The organism is Streptomyces sp. NPDC026673 (assembly GCF_040638135.1).
GTDB lineage: Bacteria > Actinomycetota > Actinomycetes > Streptomycetales > Streptomycetaceae > Actinacidiphila.
In genome coordinates, this window is record NZ_JBEZXR010000087.1 from 17,575 (window position 1) to 35,222 (window position 17,648).

Annotated in this window: 13 protein-coding genes and 1 tRNA gene; 4 read left to right on the forward strand and 10 right to left on the reverse strand. The window is 71.1% G+C overall.

Going from position 1 to position 17,648, the window contains the following annotated elements; genetic code table 11:
• The first annotated feature begins 64 nt into the window (after positions 1-64).
• Complete coding sequence (locus tag AB0F62_RS36565) at positions 65-1,465, forward strand: Xaa-Pro peptidase family protein (RefSeq protein WP_361809701.1); 1,401 nt, start codon at positions 65-67, stop codon at positions 1,463-1,465.
• A 400-nt stretch (positions 1,466-1,865) separates the two neighbouring features.
• Here the strand turns inward: AB0F62_RS36565 and AB0F62_RS36570 are convergent, their stop codons facing one another.
• On the reverse strand, positions 1,866-3,284 hold the full coding sequence (locus AB0F62_RS36570; RefSeq protein ID WP_361809703.1) for an FAD-binding oxidoreductase: 1,419 nt from the start codon (positions 3,282-3,284) through the stop codon (positions 1,866-1,868).
• An 82-nt stretch (positions 3,285-3,366) separates the two neighbouring features.
• Between AB0F62_RS36570 and AB0F62_RS36575 the strand changes: the two genes are divergently transcribed.
• The 3 genes from AB0F62_RS36575 to AB0F62_RS36585 all read left to right on the forward strand — a co-directional run bounded on the left by AB0F62_RS36575 (position 3,367) and on the right by AB0F62_RS36585 (position 5,541).
• Entirely contained in the window at positions 3,367-4,029 is a 663-nt protein-coding gene (locus tag AB0F62_RS36575; protein ID WP_361809705.1) for a helix-turn-helix domain-containing protein, read from the forward strand.
• Between the two features lie 632 nt (positions 4,030-4,661).
• Positions 4,662-4,943, forward strand: a complete 282-nt coding sequence (locus AB0F62_RS36580) for a hypothetical protein (RefSeq protein ID WP_361809707.1) — start codon at positions 4,662-4,664, stop codon at positions 4,941-4,943.
• Positions 4,944-4,956: 13 nt separating this feature from the next.
• Positions 4,957-5,541, forward strand: coding sequence for a carboxymuconolactone decarboxylase family protein (locus tag AB0F62_RS36585; RefSeq protein WP_361809709.1), 585 nt, complete (start codon positions 4,957-4,959; stop codon positions 5,539-5,541).
• Between the two features lie 210 nt (positions 5,542-5,751).
• Here AB0F62_RS36585 and AB0F62_RS36590 read toward each other — a convergent pair whose 3' ends face one another.
• From AB0F62_RS36590 to sucC, 9 genes are all read right to left on the reverse strand, one after another.
• Positions 5,752-6,639, reverse strand: coding sequence for an NAD(P)-dependent oxidoreductase (locus tag AB0F62_RS36590; protein ID WP_361809711.1), 888 nt, complete (start codon positions 6,637-6,639; stop codon positions 5,752-5,754).
• Positions 6,640-6,752: 113 nt separating this feature from the next.
• Positions 6,753-7,292, reverse strand: coding sequence for a flavin reductase family protein (locus AB0F62_RS36595; protein WP_361809713.1), 540 nt, complete (start codon positions 7,290-7,292; stop codon positions 6,753-6,755).
• A 103-nt stretch (positions 7,293-7,395) separates the two neighbouring features.
• Positions 7,396-10,452 (reverse strand): BTAD domain-containing putative transcriptional regulator, encoded by a 3,057-nt coding sequence (locus AB0F62_RS36600; protein WP_361809715.1) that lies wholly within the window; start codon positions 10,450-10,452, stop codon positions 7,396-7,398.
• A gap of 266 nt (positions 10,453-10,718) precedes the next feature.
• Positions 10,719-12,245 (reverse strand): 4-hydroxyphenylacetate 3-hydroxylase N-terminal domain-containing protein, encoded by a 1,527-nt coding sequence (locus AB0F62_RS36605; RefSeq protein ID WP_361809717.1) that lies wholly within the window; start codon positions 12,243-12,245, stop codon positions 10,719-10,721.
• Positions 12,246-13,101: 856 nt separating this feature from the next.
• Positions 13,102-13,189: transfer RNA gene (locus AB0F62_RS36610), tRNA-Leu, on the reverse strand.
• Between the two features lie 140 nt (positions 13,190-13,329).
• A complete protein-coding gene (locus AB0F62_RS36615; RefSeq protein WP_361809719.1) occupies positions 13,330-14,880 on the reverse strand; it encodes an aldehyde dehydrogenase family protein in 1,551 nt (516 codons plus the stop codon).
• On the reverse strand, positions 14,877-15,311 hold the full coding sequence (locus AB0F62_RS36620) for a carbonic anhydrase (RefSeq protein ID WP_361809721.1): 435 nt from the start codon (positions 15,309-15,311) through the stop codon (positions 14,877-14,879). Before AB0F62_RS36620 ends, AB0F62_RS36615 begins: the two co-directional genes overlap by 4 nt.
• Positions 15,308-16,183, reverse strand: a complete 876-nt coding sequence (gene sucD, locus AB0F62_RS36625; protein ID WP_361809723.1) for a succinate--CoA ligase subunit alpha — start codon at positions 16,181-16,183, stop codon at positions 15,308-15,310. The genes AB0F62_RS36620 and sucD overlap by 4 nt, the downstream gene beginning before the upstream one ends.
• A gap of 5 nt (positions 16,184-16,188) precedes the next feature.
• Complete coding sequence (gene sucC / locus AB0F62_RS36630; RefSeq protein WP_361809725.1) at positions 16,189-17,328, reverse strand: ADP-forming succinate--CoA ligase subunit beta; 1,140 nt, start codon at positions 17,326-17,328, stop codon at positions 16,189-16,191.
• Between the last annotated feature and the right edge of the window lie 320 nt (positions 17,329-17,648).

The following is a 17,648-nucleotide window of genomic DNA, read 5'->3' on the forward strand; positions in this document are numbered from 1 at the left end:
CGCTGCCGGTGGTGCGCATGCGTCACTCCCCCACCCGCGACTTCCGCATGGCAAAGGACTTGTGATGGCGATTCCGACGTTTGGACCGAACGCGGTCGACTGGGAAACCCGCGTCGACATGAACAGGCTCCGCGACGAGCGGCTGGCACGTCTGCGGACGTCGTTGGAGCAGTCCGACCTGGGCGCCGTCCTGGCCTTCGACTTCGCCAACATCCGCTACATGACCTCGACCCACATCGGCACCTGGGGAATCGACAAGATGATCCGGTTCTCCCTGCTGGTCAGGGGCGGGGAGCCGATCGTCTGGGACTTCGGTTCGGCCGCGAAGCACCACCAGCTGTACAACCCGTGGCTGGACTACTCCAAAGCCCACTCGGACGGCGATCCGCACGGAGCCCACCACGGCGCCGACGCCCGCAACCCGAGCGGCGCCCGCGCCGGCATCTCCACCCTGCGCGGCGCCATCAACCCCCTGGTCGGGATGGCCGACTCCGTCGCGCGGAAGATCAAGCACGAGCTCGAGCTCTACGGGCTCCTCGGTGAGCCGATCGGTGTCGACGTCATCGAGCTCCCGGTCCTGAAGGCCCTGCAGGACGCGGGCATCACGGTGGTCGACGGCCAGCAGGTGTTCCTGGAGGCGCGGCGCATCAAGACGCGCGACGAGATCCATCTGCTCACCCACGCCGCCTCGATGGTCGACGCCGCCTACGAGAACCTCTACGAGTTCCTCCGGCCGGGTGTGCGCGAGAACGAGTGCGTCGGCGTGGTGGCCAAGACCCTCTACGACCTCGGCTCGGAGTTCGTCGAAGGTGTCAACGCGATCTCCGGGGAGCGGTGCGCCCCCCACCCCCATGTCTTCTCGGACCGCATCGTGCGGCCCGGGGACCCGGCCTTCTTCGACATCCTGCACAGCTACAACGGCTACCGCACCTGCTACTACCGCACGTTCGCCGTCGGCAGCGCCTCCTCCGCCCAGCGCGACGCGTACACGCGGTGCCGCGAGTACATGGACGAGGCGATCAGCCTGGTCCGGCCGGGGGCCACCACGGCCGACATCGTGTCGGTGTGGCCGACGGCGCAGGAGTTCGGGTTCGCCGACGAGGAGGCGGCCTTCGCGCTCCAGTACGGCCACGGTGTCGGGCTGTCGATCTGGGAGAAGCCGGTCTTCTCCCGGCTGGTGTCCCTCGAGCACCCCGAGGTGCTCGAGGAGGGCATGGTGTTCGCGCTCGAGACCTACTGGCCGTCGAAGGACGGCTGGGGCGCGGCCCGGATCGAGGAGGAGCTCGTGGTGACCGCGGACGGCTGCGAGGTCATCACCAAGTTCCCCGCGGAGGAGCTTCTCGTCGCCGGCCAGCGCTACTTCACCGTGTCGGGGCCGCTGCCGACGGAGCGCGACTCCCAGTCGCACCTGAACACGTTCGCGGGGACCCGGTCCGGCCCCCGGAACGACTCCGCCGACCTCTGACGGGGCGGCCGGCCTCCACCGGACGAGGCCGAGGACACCCCCGCACAGCCGGCCGGCACCTTCCTCCCCGCCCCGGGGCGGTGGAAGGTGCCGGCCGGACCGCGTTCGGCCTGGACCCCACCGGGAGCGTCTCCCGGTGGGGTCGGCCGTTCACGGGACGCCGAGGCGGCCTCGGCCGCGTGTGCGGGGGCGATGCGCGACAGCACGGCGGCGACCGTGGAGAGCGAAGGCGGGGGGCACCGGCCGGGAGAAGGCCGACGGGACCGGGGACGGCGACCGGCTCGGCGCGGGGCCCGGGCATGGCGCCGCCGGTGCGGCCGCGGGTACGGGGCGGGGGGCGGCCGGGGCGGGGGCCGGGCGACCGAGCGGGCCGCTGGTGTGACGGCGCGCCGCCGTCCGGTCAGCGAGTGGTCTCGGGGGCGATGTTCTTGTTGAAGCGGAGCAGGTTGTGCGGGTCCCAGGCGGCCTTGACCGAACGGAGCCGCCGGTGCTTGGCCTCACTGCCGTGCACCCCGCGCCGCCACTCCTCGCCCAGATCGTCGGTGAGGTTGGCGTAGCCGTTGGTCAGCGCGTGCGGCCGCATCGCCTCGGTGAGGGCGGTCGCCCAGTCGTCGTACGGCGCGTCGCGGTCGGCCGTGTCCCACTTGCAGATGGCCTCCCACAGCCAGGCGGCTCCCTCGCGGGAGAAGGCCATGGCGTCCTCGTCGACGTCCTCGGATATCGCGCCGCCCATGAAGGACAGGTTGATCGAGTAGACGTCGCCGGGGATCGACGGCACGGTCGCGACGTGCTCCAGGAGCACGTCGACGGCGTCGGCGGTCAGCGCCGGCAAATAGCCGCCCCGCAGGTTCATGCGCATGCCGTAGGGGGCGACGGCGTCGAGCATGCTGTTCGCCTTCACCCACGTCGTCGTCGCGACCAGGTCGGCGAGCGGTCGGCCGAGCGCGGCGAGCGGCCCGACGACCTCGGAGGCGGCGGCGGGCTCCCCGGTGTAGACGACGACGAGGATCAGCACCGGCTTCCCGTGCACCTCCCCCGGCAGCATCGGCAGAGGGGGAGCGGGAGCGATCGCGACCAGCAGTCCCAGCTCCCGCGGCGCGGTGGCCAGGTGCGCCGACAGCTTGCCGAGAACGTCGGCGGCCTGGTCGAGCGGGAAGATCAGTTGCCCGGCGACGACGTCGGGACCGACCGGGTGCGCCCGGTACTCGAGCGAGGTGACGACCCCGAAGTTGCCGCCCCCGCCGCGCAGCGCCCAGAACAGCTCGGGGTTCTCGGTCCGGTCGGCGCGGACCTTGCGGCCGTCCACGGTGATCACGTCGCAGGCCAGCAGATTGTCGACGGTGGCGCCGTAGCGGCGCATCAGGAACCCGATGCCGCCGCCCAGGGTCAGTCCGGCGATGCCGGTGCTGCTGACCGTCCCGGCGGGTACGGCCAGGCCGTGCCGCTGCGCGGCGGCGTCCATCTCCCCGAGGGTGACGCCCGGTTGGGCCCGTACGACGCGGGTCTCCGGGTCGACGGTGACCGTCCGCATCGCGGAGAGGTCGACGACCAGTGCGCCGCCGGGCATCGCATAGCCGTCGGAGCCGTGCCCGCCGCTGCGTACGGCCACCGGGATGCCGTGTGCGGAGGCGTAGCGCAGGACGGTCGCGACGTCCGTCTCGTCGGCGCACCGGGCGATCAGCGCGGGGCCGTGGTCGGCGGCTCGGCCCTGGTACAGCGCGCGCGCCGCGTCGTAGCGGTCGTCGGTGGGGCGCAGCACCGCGCCGCGGAAGTCGGTGGGGAAGTCGGAGTAGGAGCGGGGTTCTGTCGACACGCTCATGAGGCCTCCTGCGTCAGGGACGCACAAGTAACCGGAAATTCAATTTCCGCTTGCGTCGACAGGACAGTAACATCGGTGGCAAATGAGCCCGTTGACACCCCCTGGCGATCGGCCGCTGCGCGCCGACGCACGCGAGAACGTCCGCCTGATCCTGCAAGCCGCCCGGGAGGTCTTCGCCGACCGCGGTTACGAGGTGTCCATCGAGGCGGTCGCCCGCCGTTCCGGAGTGGGCATGGGCACCGTCTACCGTCACTTCCCGAGCAAGAACGCCCTGGTCGAACGGGTGGCGATCGACGTCATGATAGAGACGTCCGCCGAGATCCGACGCCTGTCGGAGATCGAGCCCGACCCCTGGGTGGTCTTCACGCGGGTGGTGCGGTACATCGCACAGGCCCGCAGCAGCCAGTTGTTCCCCGTCAGCCGGAGGCGGACGACGGAGCCGGGGCCCGAACTCGTCGCGGCCCGGGAGGCGCTGCTGACGGGCTTCGCCGACGTGGTGACGCGGGCCCAGGACGCCGGGAGCCTGCGCGCGGACGTCACCGTGTTCGACCTCGTCCTGATGCTCAACTCCATTCCGGCCCGGATCCCGGACGACGAGACGAGCGGCCCCTCACTGGATCTGGCGGGCCGCCAACTCGGCGTCCTCCTCGACGGCCTGCGTTCCCCGGGGGGAGAGTCGCTGCCGTCACCAGGTGCCGACCGGCGCGACCTGGACCGGTTCTTCCACACGCGCTTCGGCCTCTGAGCCGACCCCGGCGGGGCCGGTCCTGGCAGGTCCCGGCAGGTCCTGGGCGCGCCGAATCACTGCCCCCCGCGGCGATTTCGGATCCATTCCGCCTCATCTCGGCCAGGAATTCCCGGGCATGGGTTGAATGTGGATCCATCTCCTGTCATGGTGGGGACTGACAGAACCCGGAGAGCCTTGACAGGCCCGGCGCCGCGGGGTGACGTGCGAAGCGCCTCGGGCCGAACGGCGCACCAGCGAGCGTGACCGCTGAGCGCCGGCCCTCGCCGGGCACGACACCGCCTGCGGCTCACGCCGACGTCACCACTGTTTCCTCGTCCGAGGCGCCGAGGTGCCTCCTCCCGATGGCCCGGGCGCCACCTCGGTATCTCGGACGAGGTCCGCCCTCCCGCTGCCGGCGGTCGGCGAGCTCCACGGCCCCGCCGGAGGCAGGGTGCGGGCACCGCGACTTGCACGACGCGCCCCGCCCGTCCGCGGGCCCCGGCCCGCGTCGCCGAGCACCCGCCGCGGACCGCGACGTGACGTCCAGAGCGCTGAAGGACACCATGAGCCAGCCCGAGCAAGACCCTCAAACGAAGACTCCCCCTGTCGCATGGAGCGCGGCACTGCGCGGTGCCGTACGGGGCAGGGCGATGGCGCAGACGGCCACGGCCGCCCTGATCGTCGGGTCGACTCTGTTCATGGTCAACCTGTACGCGCAGGTCAGGGGAGGCCCGTTCACATGGGTGCTCGCGGTGCGCGTCGTCCTGACCTTCCTCGTGCCGTGGCTCAACGCGACGATGGGGATCGCCATCGGCCTGCGAAGACCCGGCGCGCCACCGCGTCGCCCGGCCGTGACCCCGGCCACGGCCGCTCCCCCGCAGCCCGCTCCGTGTCCTCACCCCAAGCCGGCTGTCTCCACGCAGAATTCGTAGAAAGGCCATACCCATGTCACTGGTGCCGCTGCTCGCTTCCGCCGAGTTCTCCTCGGTCGACCAACCCGCTCTCGCCCAGGGGCTGAGTGCCTACGGCGACGTACTGAACACCTGGGCGGGCATCGGGAACAGCCCCGGTCTGCTCGCCGCCTACCTTCCCTTCCTGAGGCAGGTCAACGGCCCGGGCGCGCTGGGGGGACGCGTGAAGGAGCTGGTCGCCGTGCGCGTCGCCGTGCTCAACCACTGCCGCTACACCACGAGTCACCGCTGCGCGTCGGCGCTCGCCAAGGGCGTGTCGGCCGACGAGCTCGCGGCCGTCGCCGGCGGCGAGGTCGAAGGCTTCACCAAGCAGGAGCAGCTCGCCCTCCGGCTGGCCGAGGAGATGACCGTCGCCCTGCCGACGGTGCCCGTGGAGAGCGGCCTCACCGGAGTCTCGGCCGATGTCCGCGACGACGCCCAGCGCGTCTTCGACGCGGCGCAACTGGTGGAGCTCGTCATGTGCATCAGCCTGTGGAACGCCCTGGCGCGCTTCCACCGGGTCATGGACTTCGAGCTGGACATGCCGGAACCGCCCGCGGCTGTGGCAGCCCGGCTCTGAGAGCACACCTGCGCGAGGCCGGTCGGACGGGAGTCCGGCCGGCCTCGCGTTGTGCCCGGCGCGCGAAATCCCGCCCGCGCACCGGGACTCGGGTGGGGCCGCTCCGGGCCGTCCCTGTCGCCTCACCCGGCCTCGGAACCGGGCTTGCCGGAGGCGTCCGTACCTCCGGCAAGCCCGGCTCCCCCGGACCACGCGGGGCGGTGGGACCGGTCAGGCGGGGAGCAGGCCCGCCTCGCGCTGCAGCCGGACGAGGAGGGACATGAAGTCCAGCTCGCCCAGGCCGGTCGAGATGCACGCCTGGAGCAGCTGCTGCACGACACCGGTGACCGGCAGCGGAACCCCGCCGGCAGCCGCCGCGTCGAGGGCGAGGTCCAGGTCCTTGCGCATGAGCCGGGAGCTGAACGTCGACGTGTAGTCGTCCGCCAGCAGCGGCCCGATCTTGTACTTCACCAACGGCGACGCGACCGCCGAAGCGGCGACGACCTCCAGGAGCCTGTCCCGTTGCACGCCGTGGGACTCGGCCAGTGCGACGCACTCGGCGAGGAGTTCGGCCGTCCCGGCGACCATCAGATTGAGTGCCAGCTTGATGATGCGGGCGGCATCGCCCTCGCCGGCGTAGAACACATGGGGGCCGATGTCGCGGAGCAGACTCTCCGTGGCCGTGAAGACGGCGTCCTCACCCGACGCGATGACCGTGAGGTTCCCGGCACGCACGACCCCCGGGTTCCCGCTCACGGGAGCGCGCAGGTAGCGAATGCCGCCGGCCTCGGCCGCGACGGCCACCTCATGGGAGACCTCCGCGGAGACGGTGCTCATGTCGACGAGGGTCCGTCCCTTGCCGGACGCGGCGTGGACGAGCCCTCCGTCGGGCGCGAGCGCGACGTCGGCCAGGGCACGGGAGTCCGCGACCATCGTGATGCAGACCTCCGACCGGTCCCACGCCTCACCGGGGGTGTCCAGCTCGGTCGCGCCCAGTGCCACCAGGCCGTCCGCCCTGCCCTTCGAGCGATTCCAGACGCCGACCTGGTGGCCTGCGCCGATGAGCCGTTCGGCGATGGCGGTTCCCATCTGGCCGAGACCCAGCACGGATACGTTCACGTTCATCTCCTGGAGACACGTTGCGCGACATGCGCAAGGGGTTGTTGATCTCACCCGGGCCCGGCACCTCACGGTGACGTGCGGTGCGGACCCGGGTGCCTGGTGGGATCCCTCTAGACCGCTGCGGAGAGCTGCCAGTCGAATGCGAGCTGCGCGTGGGAACGGGGGTCGCACAGGCTGCCGAATCTCCCGGCGAAGTACACCAGGGGGTCCGAGTCGGCGGCGTAGCCGCAGCTGACCACCTCGCCGAGGAAGATCGTGTGGTCTCCCCCGGCGACCTCCTCCGCCACGTCGCAGGCGAAGTAGGCGACCGCGCCGTCGACGACGGGAAGTTCGTGGTCGGTACGCAGGCCCATGCCGGCGAACTTGTCGTCGCACCGGCTCGCGAACCGCAGCGCGTGGTGCTCCTGCCCCCGTGACAGGACGCTGACGGCGAAGACCCCGGAGCCGGAGATCGCGTCCCTCGTCGCGAGGGTGTTGCCGACGCACACCAGCAGCATGAGCGGATCCAGCGAGACGGACGCGACGGCGCTGGCCGTCATCCCCGCCGGTCCGTCCGGCGTCCTGGTGGTCACGATCGTGACCCCGGTCGTGAACCGAGCCATTGCCCCGCGGTAGATGGCGGACATGTCCTGCGCGGTCGATCTACCCATGGTGCCCTCCGTTGCCTGTGACGAGATGGCTTGAGCACCGCCTGGGACCAGGCGGCCTGAACGTGGCCGACGACGTGTCCGCCGGCACGGAACCGGCGCGGGTCTATCGGCGCAGTTGCGTGACCAGTCGGCGAACCTCGTCGGACGGCGGTACCCCGAGTTCCCGCATGCGCACGGCGTAGCGCTGGTAGAGCGCCAGCACGGCGTCGTCGCTGCCGCTGGCGTGCGCGAGCTGGATGGCCAGCCGCCAGGCCTGCTCGCGGTACGGGTCCTCGCGCAGCACGTAGTCGACCAGTCCCCTGGCCTGGCGGTAGCGGTTCATCCGATACGCGAGCTTGGCCGCGTCGACCCGGGCCGACAGGAAGGTCTCGGCGAGGATCACACGCCGCTCGGCGACCCACGCACCCGAGACCGTCGCGAGGTACGGCCCCCTCTCGACACTGCTGAGAGCGTGCGACAGCGTCTGGAGGCGGATCTCGCCGTCCTGTCTCCCGGCCTGGGCGATGAGGTCGACGGCCCGCTGTGCCGAACCCATGGCCAACGCGGGGCCGACCAGCCGGAAGACGTCGCCGTCCTGTGTGGGGCTCAACTCCTCGGGCAGGACCTCGCGAAGCCGGTAGAGCGCCTGCCGCAGGTAGTTGCGGCCGGCGGCGTCGTTGCGGCCGCCGAAGAGCGCTCCGAGCAGCTCCTCGCGGGTGGCTCTGCGGTCGGGTCTGCCGAGCAGATAGCTGAGCAGCTCGACGCTCTTGGTCAGACGTGGCTGGGCCGAGTTCCCGTCGACGGTCAGGGCCGGCTCGCCGAACTCCTCGAGCACGAGGCGGGGGGTGCTCACGTTCACACGGACGGGATGCGGGCCCGACAGGGCCGCGAGGATCTCGTGCCACGGGGACATCCGACTGGACTTGGTGTCCGCGGCCCTGGCCGCGACCGCCGGCATGTCCGCCAGGGCCGTCAGCAGCAGATGCTGAGATCCGTGCGTCGAGGCCGAGGCGATCGCGAGATCGGCCGTGGCGTCGGACTCGTCCTCCAGGCCGAGCCGCCACTGTGCCTCGGCCAGGTACACCGCGGCCGTGGGGAGATCGAGATGGCGGTCTCCCTTCTGCATGCTCAGGACGCATTCCGCGAGGAGCTCGCGCGCCTCGGCGTCCTTGTCCTGCAGCAGCATCGACAGGCCCGACCACATCTGCCAGGTCTCCCGGGTGAGGATGTACTCCGAGGCCCCGCCCGCGGCCGCCTCCGCCAGCACGCGGTCGGCACGTCGCGTGTCGCCCTCCAGGCGCAGCCACAGCTTGGCCTCGACGAGCAGGCTCATGTTCCGGTAGACCTTCGAGCCGGTCGACGCGATGAGGTCCCTGCCGCGCTGGATGGACGCGCAGGCCTCCTCGCCGCGGCCGAGGTCGAGCATCAGGTCGACGGCGTCGACGGCGTGCAGCCAGACCGGTTGCGACGAACCGCTGCGCGGCTCGAACATCGACATCGCGGCGTCGAGCCGCCCGGTGACGCGCAGCGCCGCGACCACCCACGGGCCGCCGAGAATCGTCCGCCACGGATCGAACGAACCCGGGTCGTCGAGTCCTTCGAGGCGACCGCGCATGAAGGCCAGCCGCATCAGCAGACCGTCGACCGGCCCGGAGGGCGTGGGCGAGTACTCGGGGAACGGCGGCGGCTCCTCCCCGGTGGCGAGCGCGATCAACGTGTGCGCGATGAGCCAGTTCCGGCCCGGTGACAACTGGTCGGCGACGGACCGCGCCTCCTCGAGCCGCCCGGAGTGCCACAGGCACCAGCAGGCCAGGACATGGGCCTCCTCGAAGTCGGGGGCCCCCGGCTCCGGCAGCCATCCGTATCCGTGGCGGTCGACGAGTTCCACTCCGCGATCACACTGCTCGAGCGCGAACGCCACGCGCAGGATGACCGATCCGATCTCCGGGGTCGGGGTCCTGACCGACGCTCCCAGCGCGTCGAGCCACCGTGCCGCCGGCGCGAAGTCCATCCGCGCGACCAGGCTGGGGAGGGCGACGGCGGCCAGCCGTCCGGCCGCCTCCAGGTCCCCGAGCCGCAGCAGTTCGTCGACGGCCTCCTCGCGCTCGCCGCGGGCGATCAGGAGTTCGGCGTGCCTGCGGCGAACCGTGGCGCGCGTCCCGGCGTCCTCCCGTCCCAGGGCCACGCGCAGGAAGTCGCGGAACACCGGGTGCGGCGTCATCCGCGAACCGTCCGGCGACCAGGTCACCGGGAGGTGCCTGACACGCAGGTCCGCCATCACCTGTGCCGCGTTCTCCTGGCCCATGGCGCGAGCGCCGTCGACCGATATCTCCTCCAGCAGACTGGTGTGGAGGAGGAACGTCCTCTCCACCGGGGAGAGTGAGTTGAAGACGTTCGCCGCAACGTAGGACCGCAGCGAGTCGGGGTCGAGCTCGCTCGAACGCGCATGGCGCCACCCCTCGAACAGGACACCGGTCACCCAGCCCCCCGTCGCCGCCACCGCCTGCGCCGGATGCACGTCGACGTGGCCGACGGTCCGCAGTGCGGCGTCGGCCTCCTGGGCGTCGAAGGCCAGATCGCTCTCGACCAGCTCGCCCACCCGGTCGCGCTCGCTCGTCGGGCCCGAGTCGAGGCGGACGTCGACGCGCGAGATCAGCACGAGGTTCACACCGGACGGCAGATAGCGGGCGAAGGACGAGAGCACCGCGAGGCAGCCCTCGTCGGCGGCGATCCGTTCCACGTTGTCGCACACGAGGATCAGGCGGCTCCCCTGGAGGCTTTCCGCCAGCAGCCCCGCCGCCTCACCGATGTGGAGGCTGCTGCTCAGGGCGTCGGAGGCCACGTCGGCCGCTCCGGGGACGGCGCCCTCGAGAGCCGCCTCGAGGTAGACGAGCAGGCGTCCCGCGGCCCGCTCCGTGCCGTCCAGTGACAGCCAGGCGACGGGCCGGTCGAGGCCGCCCACGGCCAGCGCCACCGCCGTGGTCTTGCCCGCCCCGGCCGTCGCGAAGACGTTCACCACGGTGTGGCGGTCGAGCATGTCCCGCAGCCGTCGGTTGAGCCTCTCCCGGACGATCACGCCCTTCGCCGGCTCCGGCGCCGCCAGTTTCCGCCGGATGATCGCGCGATGGTGTCGACCGGGCGTGCTCGAGCCGCTCGGCCGGTCGGAATCAGAGTCACCCATCGGATGTCGCGCCTCCGTGATCCTTAGTGCTCCTCCGGGAGTTGGCGCCGGCCGTCCGGGAAGAAGAACCCGTCCGAGGCCGGTGGAATCGACGCCCGCGCTTCGATCCACCGGACCGGCTCGCCCCGTTCGTGGACAAGATCCTGTGTGTCGCCGGCACCCGCCCCCACCGGGTCACCCGGCCGGCTGGCCGCGTCGTGGGGGACTGCCGGGGACGGCGGTTCGCGGCCGGCGGCGGCCGCGAACCGCCCTGCACCGTCGTCGGCTCAGCGGACCCGCGAGCCCTCGAGCCGTGCGCCGTCCAGGCGTCGGGCGTATTCGGCCTGCTCGGTGTAGGCCGTCACCTCCGGCGCCTCGGGCTCCGGAAGGCCGCAGACCTTCCGGGCGAGCTGGGTCAGCGGCCCGGAGGGCGACAGCTCGGAGCGCTTCATCGTGAGCATCCGGGTGCCGAGCATCGGCGTCCCGTTGAACTGCTCGAAGGTGCTGATCCGGTCGCCGAAGTCCGTGAGGAAGAGGTCACGGATGACCCGCGAGATGCGGAGCCGGTCGTAGGGCTCGCCGACCGCGCCCGCCTGCAGCGGCGCGAGCCAGTCGTGCAGCTCGGGGTTCTGCCACTGCTCCTCGGTCGGGAACAGCAGCGAGGCACGACCAGCAAGGTCGATCACCTCGTTCCGCATTTCCGCGTACTTCTCCAGGTAGTACGACCGGCCGAAGTCGAAGAGGAGGACGTTCGGCTTGTAGAGCCCCGCCGGCGAGATGAACCCCTCCGTCTCGGAGGCGATCACATGGGCACGGATCGTCTGGTAGAACTCGACGAGTCGCGCCAGGCGCGCCTGGACCGGCGGAAGCTGATACGTACCGAGGTGCTCGGTCATCAGCATCGCGAGCCCGGCCATGAGCTCGGCACGGACCATCGTCCGGATGAGCGCCTCGTAGTGCACCCAGTCGAAGATGCGCTGCGGGTACAGCGAGGCGTGTTCGGGGCTGCCGATGTGGAAAACGCGCTCCCACGGGATGAACACGTTGTCGAAAATGACGGTGCATTCCAGCTCGTCGCCGGCCGAGGACAGCGGGTGGTTGTCCGGGTCGTCGCGTACCGTCGCCTCGCGGGAGACCATGACGACGCCGGGCGCATTGGCCGGACAAGCGGCGTAGATGACCTGTTCGCTCTCGATTCCCGGACGGAAGAAGACTCCGATGTGAATGTAGTCGGCGAACGGCGTACCGGTGCTCACGGCCTTGACGCCGTTGACGACGATGCCGTCGTCCCGGGTCTCCACCACGCGCAGCGCGGTCTGGGCCGCGGCCTGCTTGGACCGGTCGACCTGAGGGTCGATGAAGGCGAAGGCGCAGTTGAGGTCGCCCTCCTTCACGAGTTCCAGGAAGGAGCGGATGCCCTTGGTCAGATCACGCCCGCCGGTGCCCACGGACTGGTCGCTCCACGGCTGCGGGTCCTCCTCGTAGGTGACCAGGCCGTAGTTGTTCGCGCACGGGGTCCGCCCCGTCGATCCGCCGTCGAGTTCCCGGACCACGGTCTCCAGGTAGATGCGCTTGCGTCGCAGCCCCGCGGCGTCCGTGTGCGTGAACCACATCATCGAGCGACGCACTCCGTCGTCGTCGAAGGTCATGGTGTCCTGCATCTCGGGCTCGTGGTGCAGGTCGTAGAACTGCGCAATCCGCCTGGCCTGCGCCCTGGTCTTCGGATGTGTCGTGACGTCGTCGACCAGCTCACCTCCGACCCAGACGACACGCCCATCCCTGAGAGACTCCAAGTACTGGTCGCCAGTTCGCATCAAATGCCACCTTCTGCCCTTGCCCAAGCACCGGCGTGCATGGACTGTTCTTGTCGGGCCTTCATTCACGTCCCATTCGACAGGACATCGCCGGGAAATTGCCGCGAACCCGTTTGCGAACCTGACCTCAACGCGTCAGTAGCCGGGAAATCGGCGCCGCAATCGACCGGCCATTTCGATCTGTCCGATGCGAATCGATGAAAGCCCGTCCCGCCGTGAAGTCGAAACTCCCTCGGCCGTTGATTCCCGGAGTTTAGTCAGGCGATGTTAGTGGGGTGTTAATCGTGACGACGCCCCGTTGGCAATATCCTCGGGCAGTCCTGTAACGGGGTATTGCGAGTTCGGCCGACATGCTTCCGGACGAGCCGGCGGCACGCCCCGGACCCGCCGCGGGGTGCCCGGGAGGCCGGCGACGGCAGTCGCGGGCGCGGCGGTCGCGGGCTGCCGAAGTACCGGCCCGTGGACCGCGGTCGAGTCCCGCCGCGACGGCACCGGCCGCCGGGCACGCGCACCACCCATGCCGCCCCCCCACCTTCGCGAACGAACATTCCGTTTTGCTGGCCCCATCCTGCGGTGCCGACCGATGACACGTCAAGATGAATATTCGTTTTCTTTCCATTTCCCGCCGAATGCCGCACAACGGGCTCAGGGTCGCGCAAGGCCAGGCACGCCCGCACGCACACCCCGGCAGCCCTCAAGGGCAGGCACATTCCTCAACAAATTGCCCGGATAGGTTTTCCGCGGACCAGGACACCGCTCCCCGAGGCTCTCGGCACCACCATCGGCCGCGCCGGCCGCACATACGCGTAGAGGGCCCCGACCGGGAAGTCGGGGCCCTCTACGCGTATGTCATTCGTGGTGTCCGAGGGGGGACTTGAACCCCCACGCCCGATAAAGGGCACTAGCACCTCAAGCTAGCGCGTCTGCCATTCCGCCACCCGGACAGGTGATCCGCGGGGCTTGCCCGCGGCGACATGGACAACGATACCAAGGATTCGGAGTGGGTTTCACCTGCGTATCCGCAGGGTGCACGGGGTGCCGGGGCCACGTCGGCCCCGGCACCCGGCGCGTCGGGGACCGCCGGTCACACCGCCCGCGGCGGCATCAGGTGGTACTCCGGGAAGTTGCCCGGCGGACGCTCGCCCGCCGGCCCTTGCGTGACCGCGCGGATCAGCAGCTCCCCGCCGACGAAGGCACCGCGCCAGGAGGCGCCGAGGCCCCCGAAGTGCTCGGCGCGGTCGCCCCGTGACCGGGGCGCGTTGTGGCCGGACTTGAAGGCCCTGATCCGCGGGGAGAGCCGGGCGTAGGTCTCCTCCTCATCGGTGGACAGGGTGGCGACGAGCGCGCCGTCGCCGGCGTTCATCGCGGCCAGCAGCTCCGCCTCGGTGTCGACCAGGACGATCGTGTCGACCGGGCCGAAGGGCTCCGCGTGGTGCAGCGGGGAGCCGGCGGGAGGGTCGAGGAGCGCGACCGGTGCCATGTAGGCGGAGGCGTCCTGACCGGGCAGGAGACGGGCGTCGGCGAGGCTGCCGCGGTGCAGCGGGATCGCCCCGCCGTCGATCGCCTCGGCGACGAGATCGCCCAGCTCCTTGGCCTTGGCCGCGTTGACGAGCGGCCCGAAGTCGAGTTCGGGGAGGTCGTCCCCGGGGTCCCGCACGGCGAGCGGGTGGCCGAGGCGTACAGAACGGACGGCCGGCAGGTAGGCGGACAGGAAGTCGGCGAAGAGCTCGCGCCGCACGACGAAACGAGCGTAGGCGGTGCAGCGCTGTTTGGCGTCGGCGAAGGTTCCGCGGATCTGGCCGCACAGGGTGCCCCAGTCGCTGTAGTCCCACACGCCCCAGGCGTTCAGGCCCTCCTGTTCGAGGACATGGCGTCTGCGCCGGTCGGCGAGGGCGGCCGCGACCCTCCCGCCCGTGTCACGACCGCCGGCGAAGGAGACGCAGCCGATCTCGGGTGCCCGCACCAGCGCCAGGGCGACATCGCCGCCACCTCCGCTGACCAGGGTCACCGGTATGTCCTCGCGGGCGATGAGCGCGCAGGCGAGGGTGAGGCAGGCCGGCCCCCCTCCGTCGGTGGGTGTCTTGGCGATGACGGCGTTGCCGGCGAGCGCCTGGACGAGCATGGTGTGGACCAGGACGCTCATGGGGTGGTTCCAGCCGGCGATGTTGCTGACCGGGCCGGGCAGCGGCGGACGGCCGGCGATCATGCCGTCGATCTCGCCGATGTACCAGCGGACGCCGTCGAGTGCCCGGTCGACCTCGGCCTGGGCGAGCCGCCAGGGCTTGCCCGTCTCCCACACCAGGAGCAGGGCGAGCAGCCCGCGGTGCCGGGCGAGGGCGTCCAGGGCGGCCGAGACACGCGCCTTGCGGTCGGCCAGCGGGACATGGCGCCAGTCGCGGTGCTGGTCGAGCGCGGCGCGGACGGCCTGGTGGGCGGTGTCCGCGTCCAGGCGGGGCAGCCCCGCGGTGGGGGTGCCGTCGACGGGGCTGGCGGTCGGCAGGATCCGGCCGTCGGCCCGCCAGTCCCCGGCCCACAGGTTGAGCACACGGTCGTCGTGGAACGCCTCGGGAGCGGCCCGGAGGCAGCGCTGCCACACGTCCGTCCAGGCCGTCCCGGGCCTGAGCACGAGGGTCATGGACACCCCGCTCGTTCGAGGTGGATCTCGCGCAGCGCGCCTCGGTGCGTGTAGAGGAATCCCCGCACCTCCTCCGTATGGGGCAGTTCCGTGCTGTCGCGGAGGCGGGTCATGCAGGCGCGCAGGTCGTCGGCCGGGTCACTCAGTTCCGTGCAGTCCTCGTGGTGCACGAGGACGATCTCGCGGGTGCCGCCGCGCAGTTGACTCAGCCGGAGCGAGCGGAGGCTGTCCTCGTTGACGCATCCGCCCACGTTGCGGATGACGTCGGCGTCGCCCGGCCGCAGCCCGAACATCGTCTCGACACCGAGCCGGGCGTCCATGCACGCGACGATGGCGACGCCGGTCAGGGGCCGCTTCTTCCCCGGGTCGAGGGGCATGAGGGTCGCGCCCACGTCGTACCTGCGGATGAGCAGGTCCTCCGCGCCGCTCACCGCAGCAGTCCGCGTACGAGTCGCGCGGTCTCCGAGGGGGTGCTGCCGACGGCGACGCCGGCGGCCTCCATCGCCTCCTTCTTCGCCTGGGCGGTGCCGGAGGAACCCGAGACGATGGCGCCGGCGTGGCCCATGGTCTTGCCCTCGGGCGCGGTGAAGCCCGCGACGTAGCCGACGACGGGCTTGGTGACGAGGCGCGAGATGTAGGAGGCCGCGCGCTCCTCGGCGTCGCCGCCGATCTCGCCGATCATGACGATCAGATCGGTGTCGGGGTCGTCCTGGAAGGCGCGCAGGCAGTCGATGTGGGTGGTGCCGATGACGGGGTCGCCGCCGATGCCGACGGCGGTGGAGAAGCCGAGGTCGCGCAGCTCGTACATCAACTGGTAGGTCAGCGTGCCCGACTTGGACACCAGGCCGATGCGCCCGGAGGTGGTGATGTCGGCCGGGATGATGCCCGCGTTGGACTGTCCGGGACTGATGAGGCCGGGGCAGTTGGGCCCGATGATCCGGGTGCCGGAGGCGACGGCCCGGGCGCGGAAGGCGACGGTGTCGTGGACGGGGACGCCCTCGGTGATGACGACGACGAGCCCGAGCCCGCCGTCGACGGCCTCGTCGACGGCCCCGCGCACGAAGGGCGGCGGCACGAAGACGACGCTGACGTCCGCGCCCGTGGCGCCGACCGCCTCCTTGACCGAGCCGAAGACCGGGACGGTGCGCCCGTCGAACTCGATCCGCGTACCGGCCTTGCGCGGGTTGACGCCGCCGACGACGTCCGTTCCGGAGGCGAGCATGCGCCGGGTGTGCTTCATGCCCTCCGAGCCGGTCATCCCCTGGACGATCACCTTGCTGTTGCGGTCGATGAAGATGGCCATCGCGATCAGCTCCTTGCGGGCTCGGCGGCCCGCGCGGCCGCGCCGTCCATGGTGTCCAGCTGCTGTACGAGGGGGCCCAGCGCGGCCGAGGCGCCGTCGAGGATGGCCCGGCCTCGTTCGGCGTTGTTGCCGTCGAGGCGGACGATCAGTGGCTTGGTCAACTCCACGAGGCCGAGGGCCCGGACGATGCCGTCGGCGACGGCGTCGCAGGCGGTGATGCCGCCGAAGACGTTGACGAGGACGGAGGAGACGTCGGGGTCGGAGAGGATGACGCCGAGGCCGTCGGCCATGACCTGGGCGGAGGCGCCGCCGCCGATGTCGAGGAAGTTCGCGGGTGCCCCGCCGTGGTGGGCGACCACGTCCAGCGTGCTCATCACCAGGCCGGCGCCGTTGCCGATGACGCCGACGGTGCCGTCGAGCTTGACGTAGTTGAGGCCCTTGGCGCGGGCCGCGGCCTCCAGCGGGTCGCCCTCGCCGGGGGTCTCGTACGCGTCGTGGGCGGGGTGGCGGAAGCGGGCGTTGGCGTCGAGGGACACCTTGCCGTCGAGGGCGAGGATGCGGCCGTCCTCGGTGCGCACCAGCGGGTTGACCTCGACCAGCAGGGCGTCCTCGGCGGTGAACACCTCCCACAGGGCCATGAGGACGGGCACGGTCTCCTCGGGGAGGCCGGCCGCGGCGGCGATCTCCCGGGCCTTGTCCTCGGTGACGCCCTCGGTGGCGTCGACGGGGATGCGCGCCAGGGCCTCGGGCCTGGTGGCGGCGACCTCCTCGATGTCCATGCCGCCCTCCGCGGAGGCCATGGCGAGGAAGGTGCGCTCGGCGCGGTCGAGGAGGTAGGAGACGTAGTACTCGTCCCGGATGTCGGCGGTCTGGGTCAGCATGACCTTGCCGACCGTGTGGCCCTTGATGTCCATGCCGAGGATCGCGCGGGCCGCCTCCTCCGCCCGCTCCGGGTCCGCGGCGAGTTTCACGCCGCCCGCCTTGCCCCGGCCACCGGTCTTGACCTGGGCCTTCACCACGACCCGCCCGCCGAGGCGCTCGGCCGCGGCACGCGCGGCGGCGGGGTCGTCCATCACCTGCGCGCCGAGCACGGGGACGCCGTGCCGCGCGAAGAGCTCCCTTGCTTGGTACTCGAACAGATCCATCGTCAAACGCACCTGCCCTGACTCGGGGTCGAACGATAATCCGGTGCACACCTCTGGACACCGGCTCGTCGATGCGGGATAAACGTCTGCATACAGTATTCGTCGCCTGTATGCAATGTACAGACTCATGGACGGAATCGCACGTTCGACCAGCTCACCGGCCTCGCAGGAAGGAACCCGACTCACCGTGTCCGAGGGCAACTCCGACCGCGTCATTGGTGGTCACCCCGTCTTGCAGGCGCTCAACTCCCCCACTCCTGACCCGTCGTTGGACTCGTGAGGTGGCGGTTGTGACCAAGGCACTCGAAGGCATCCGCGTC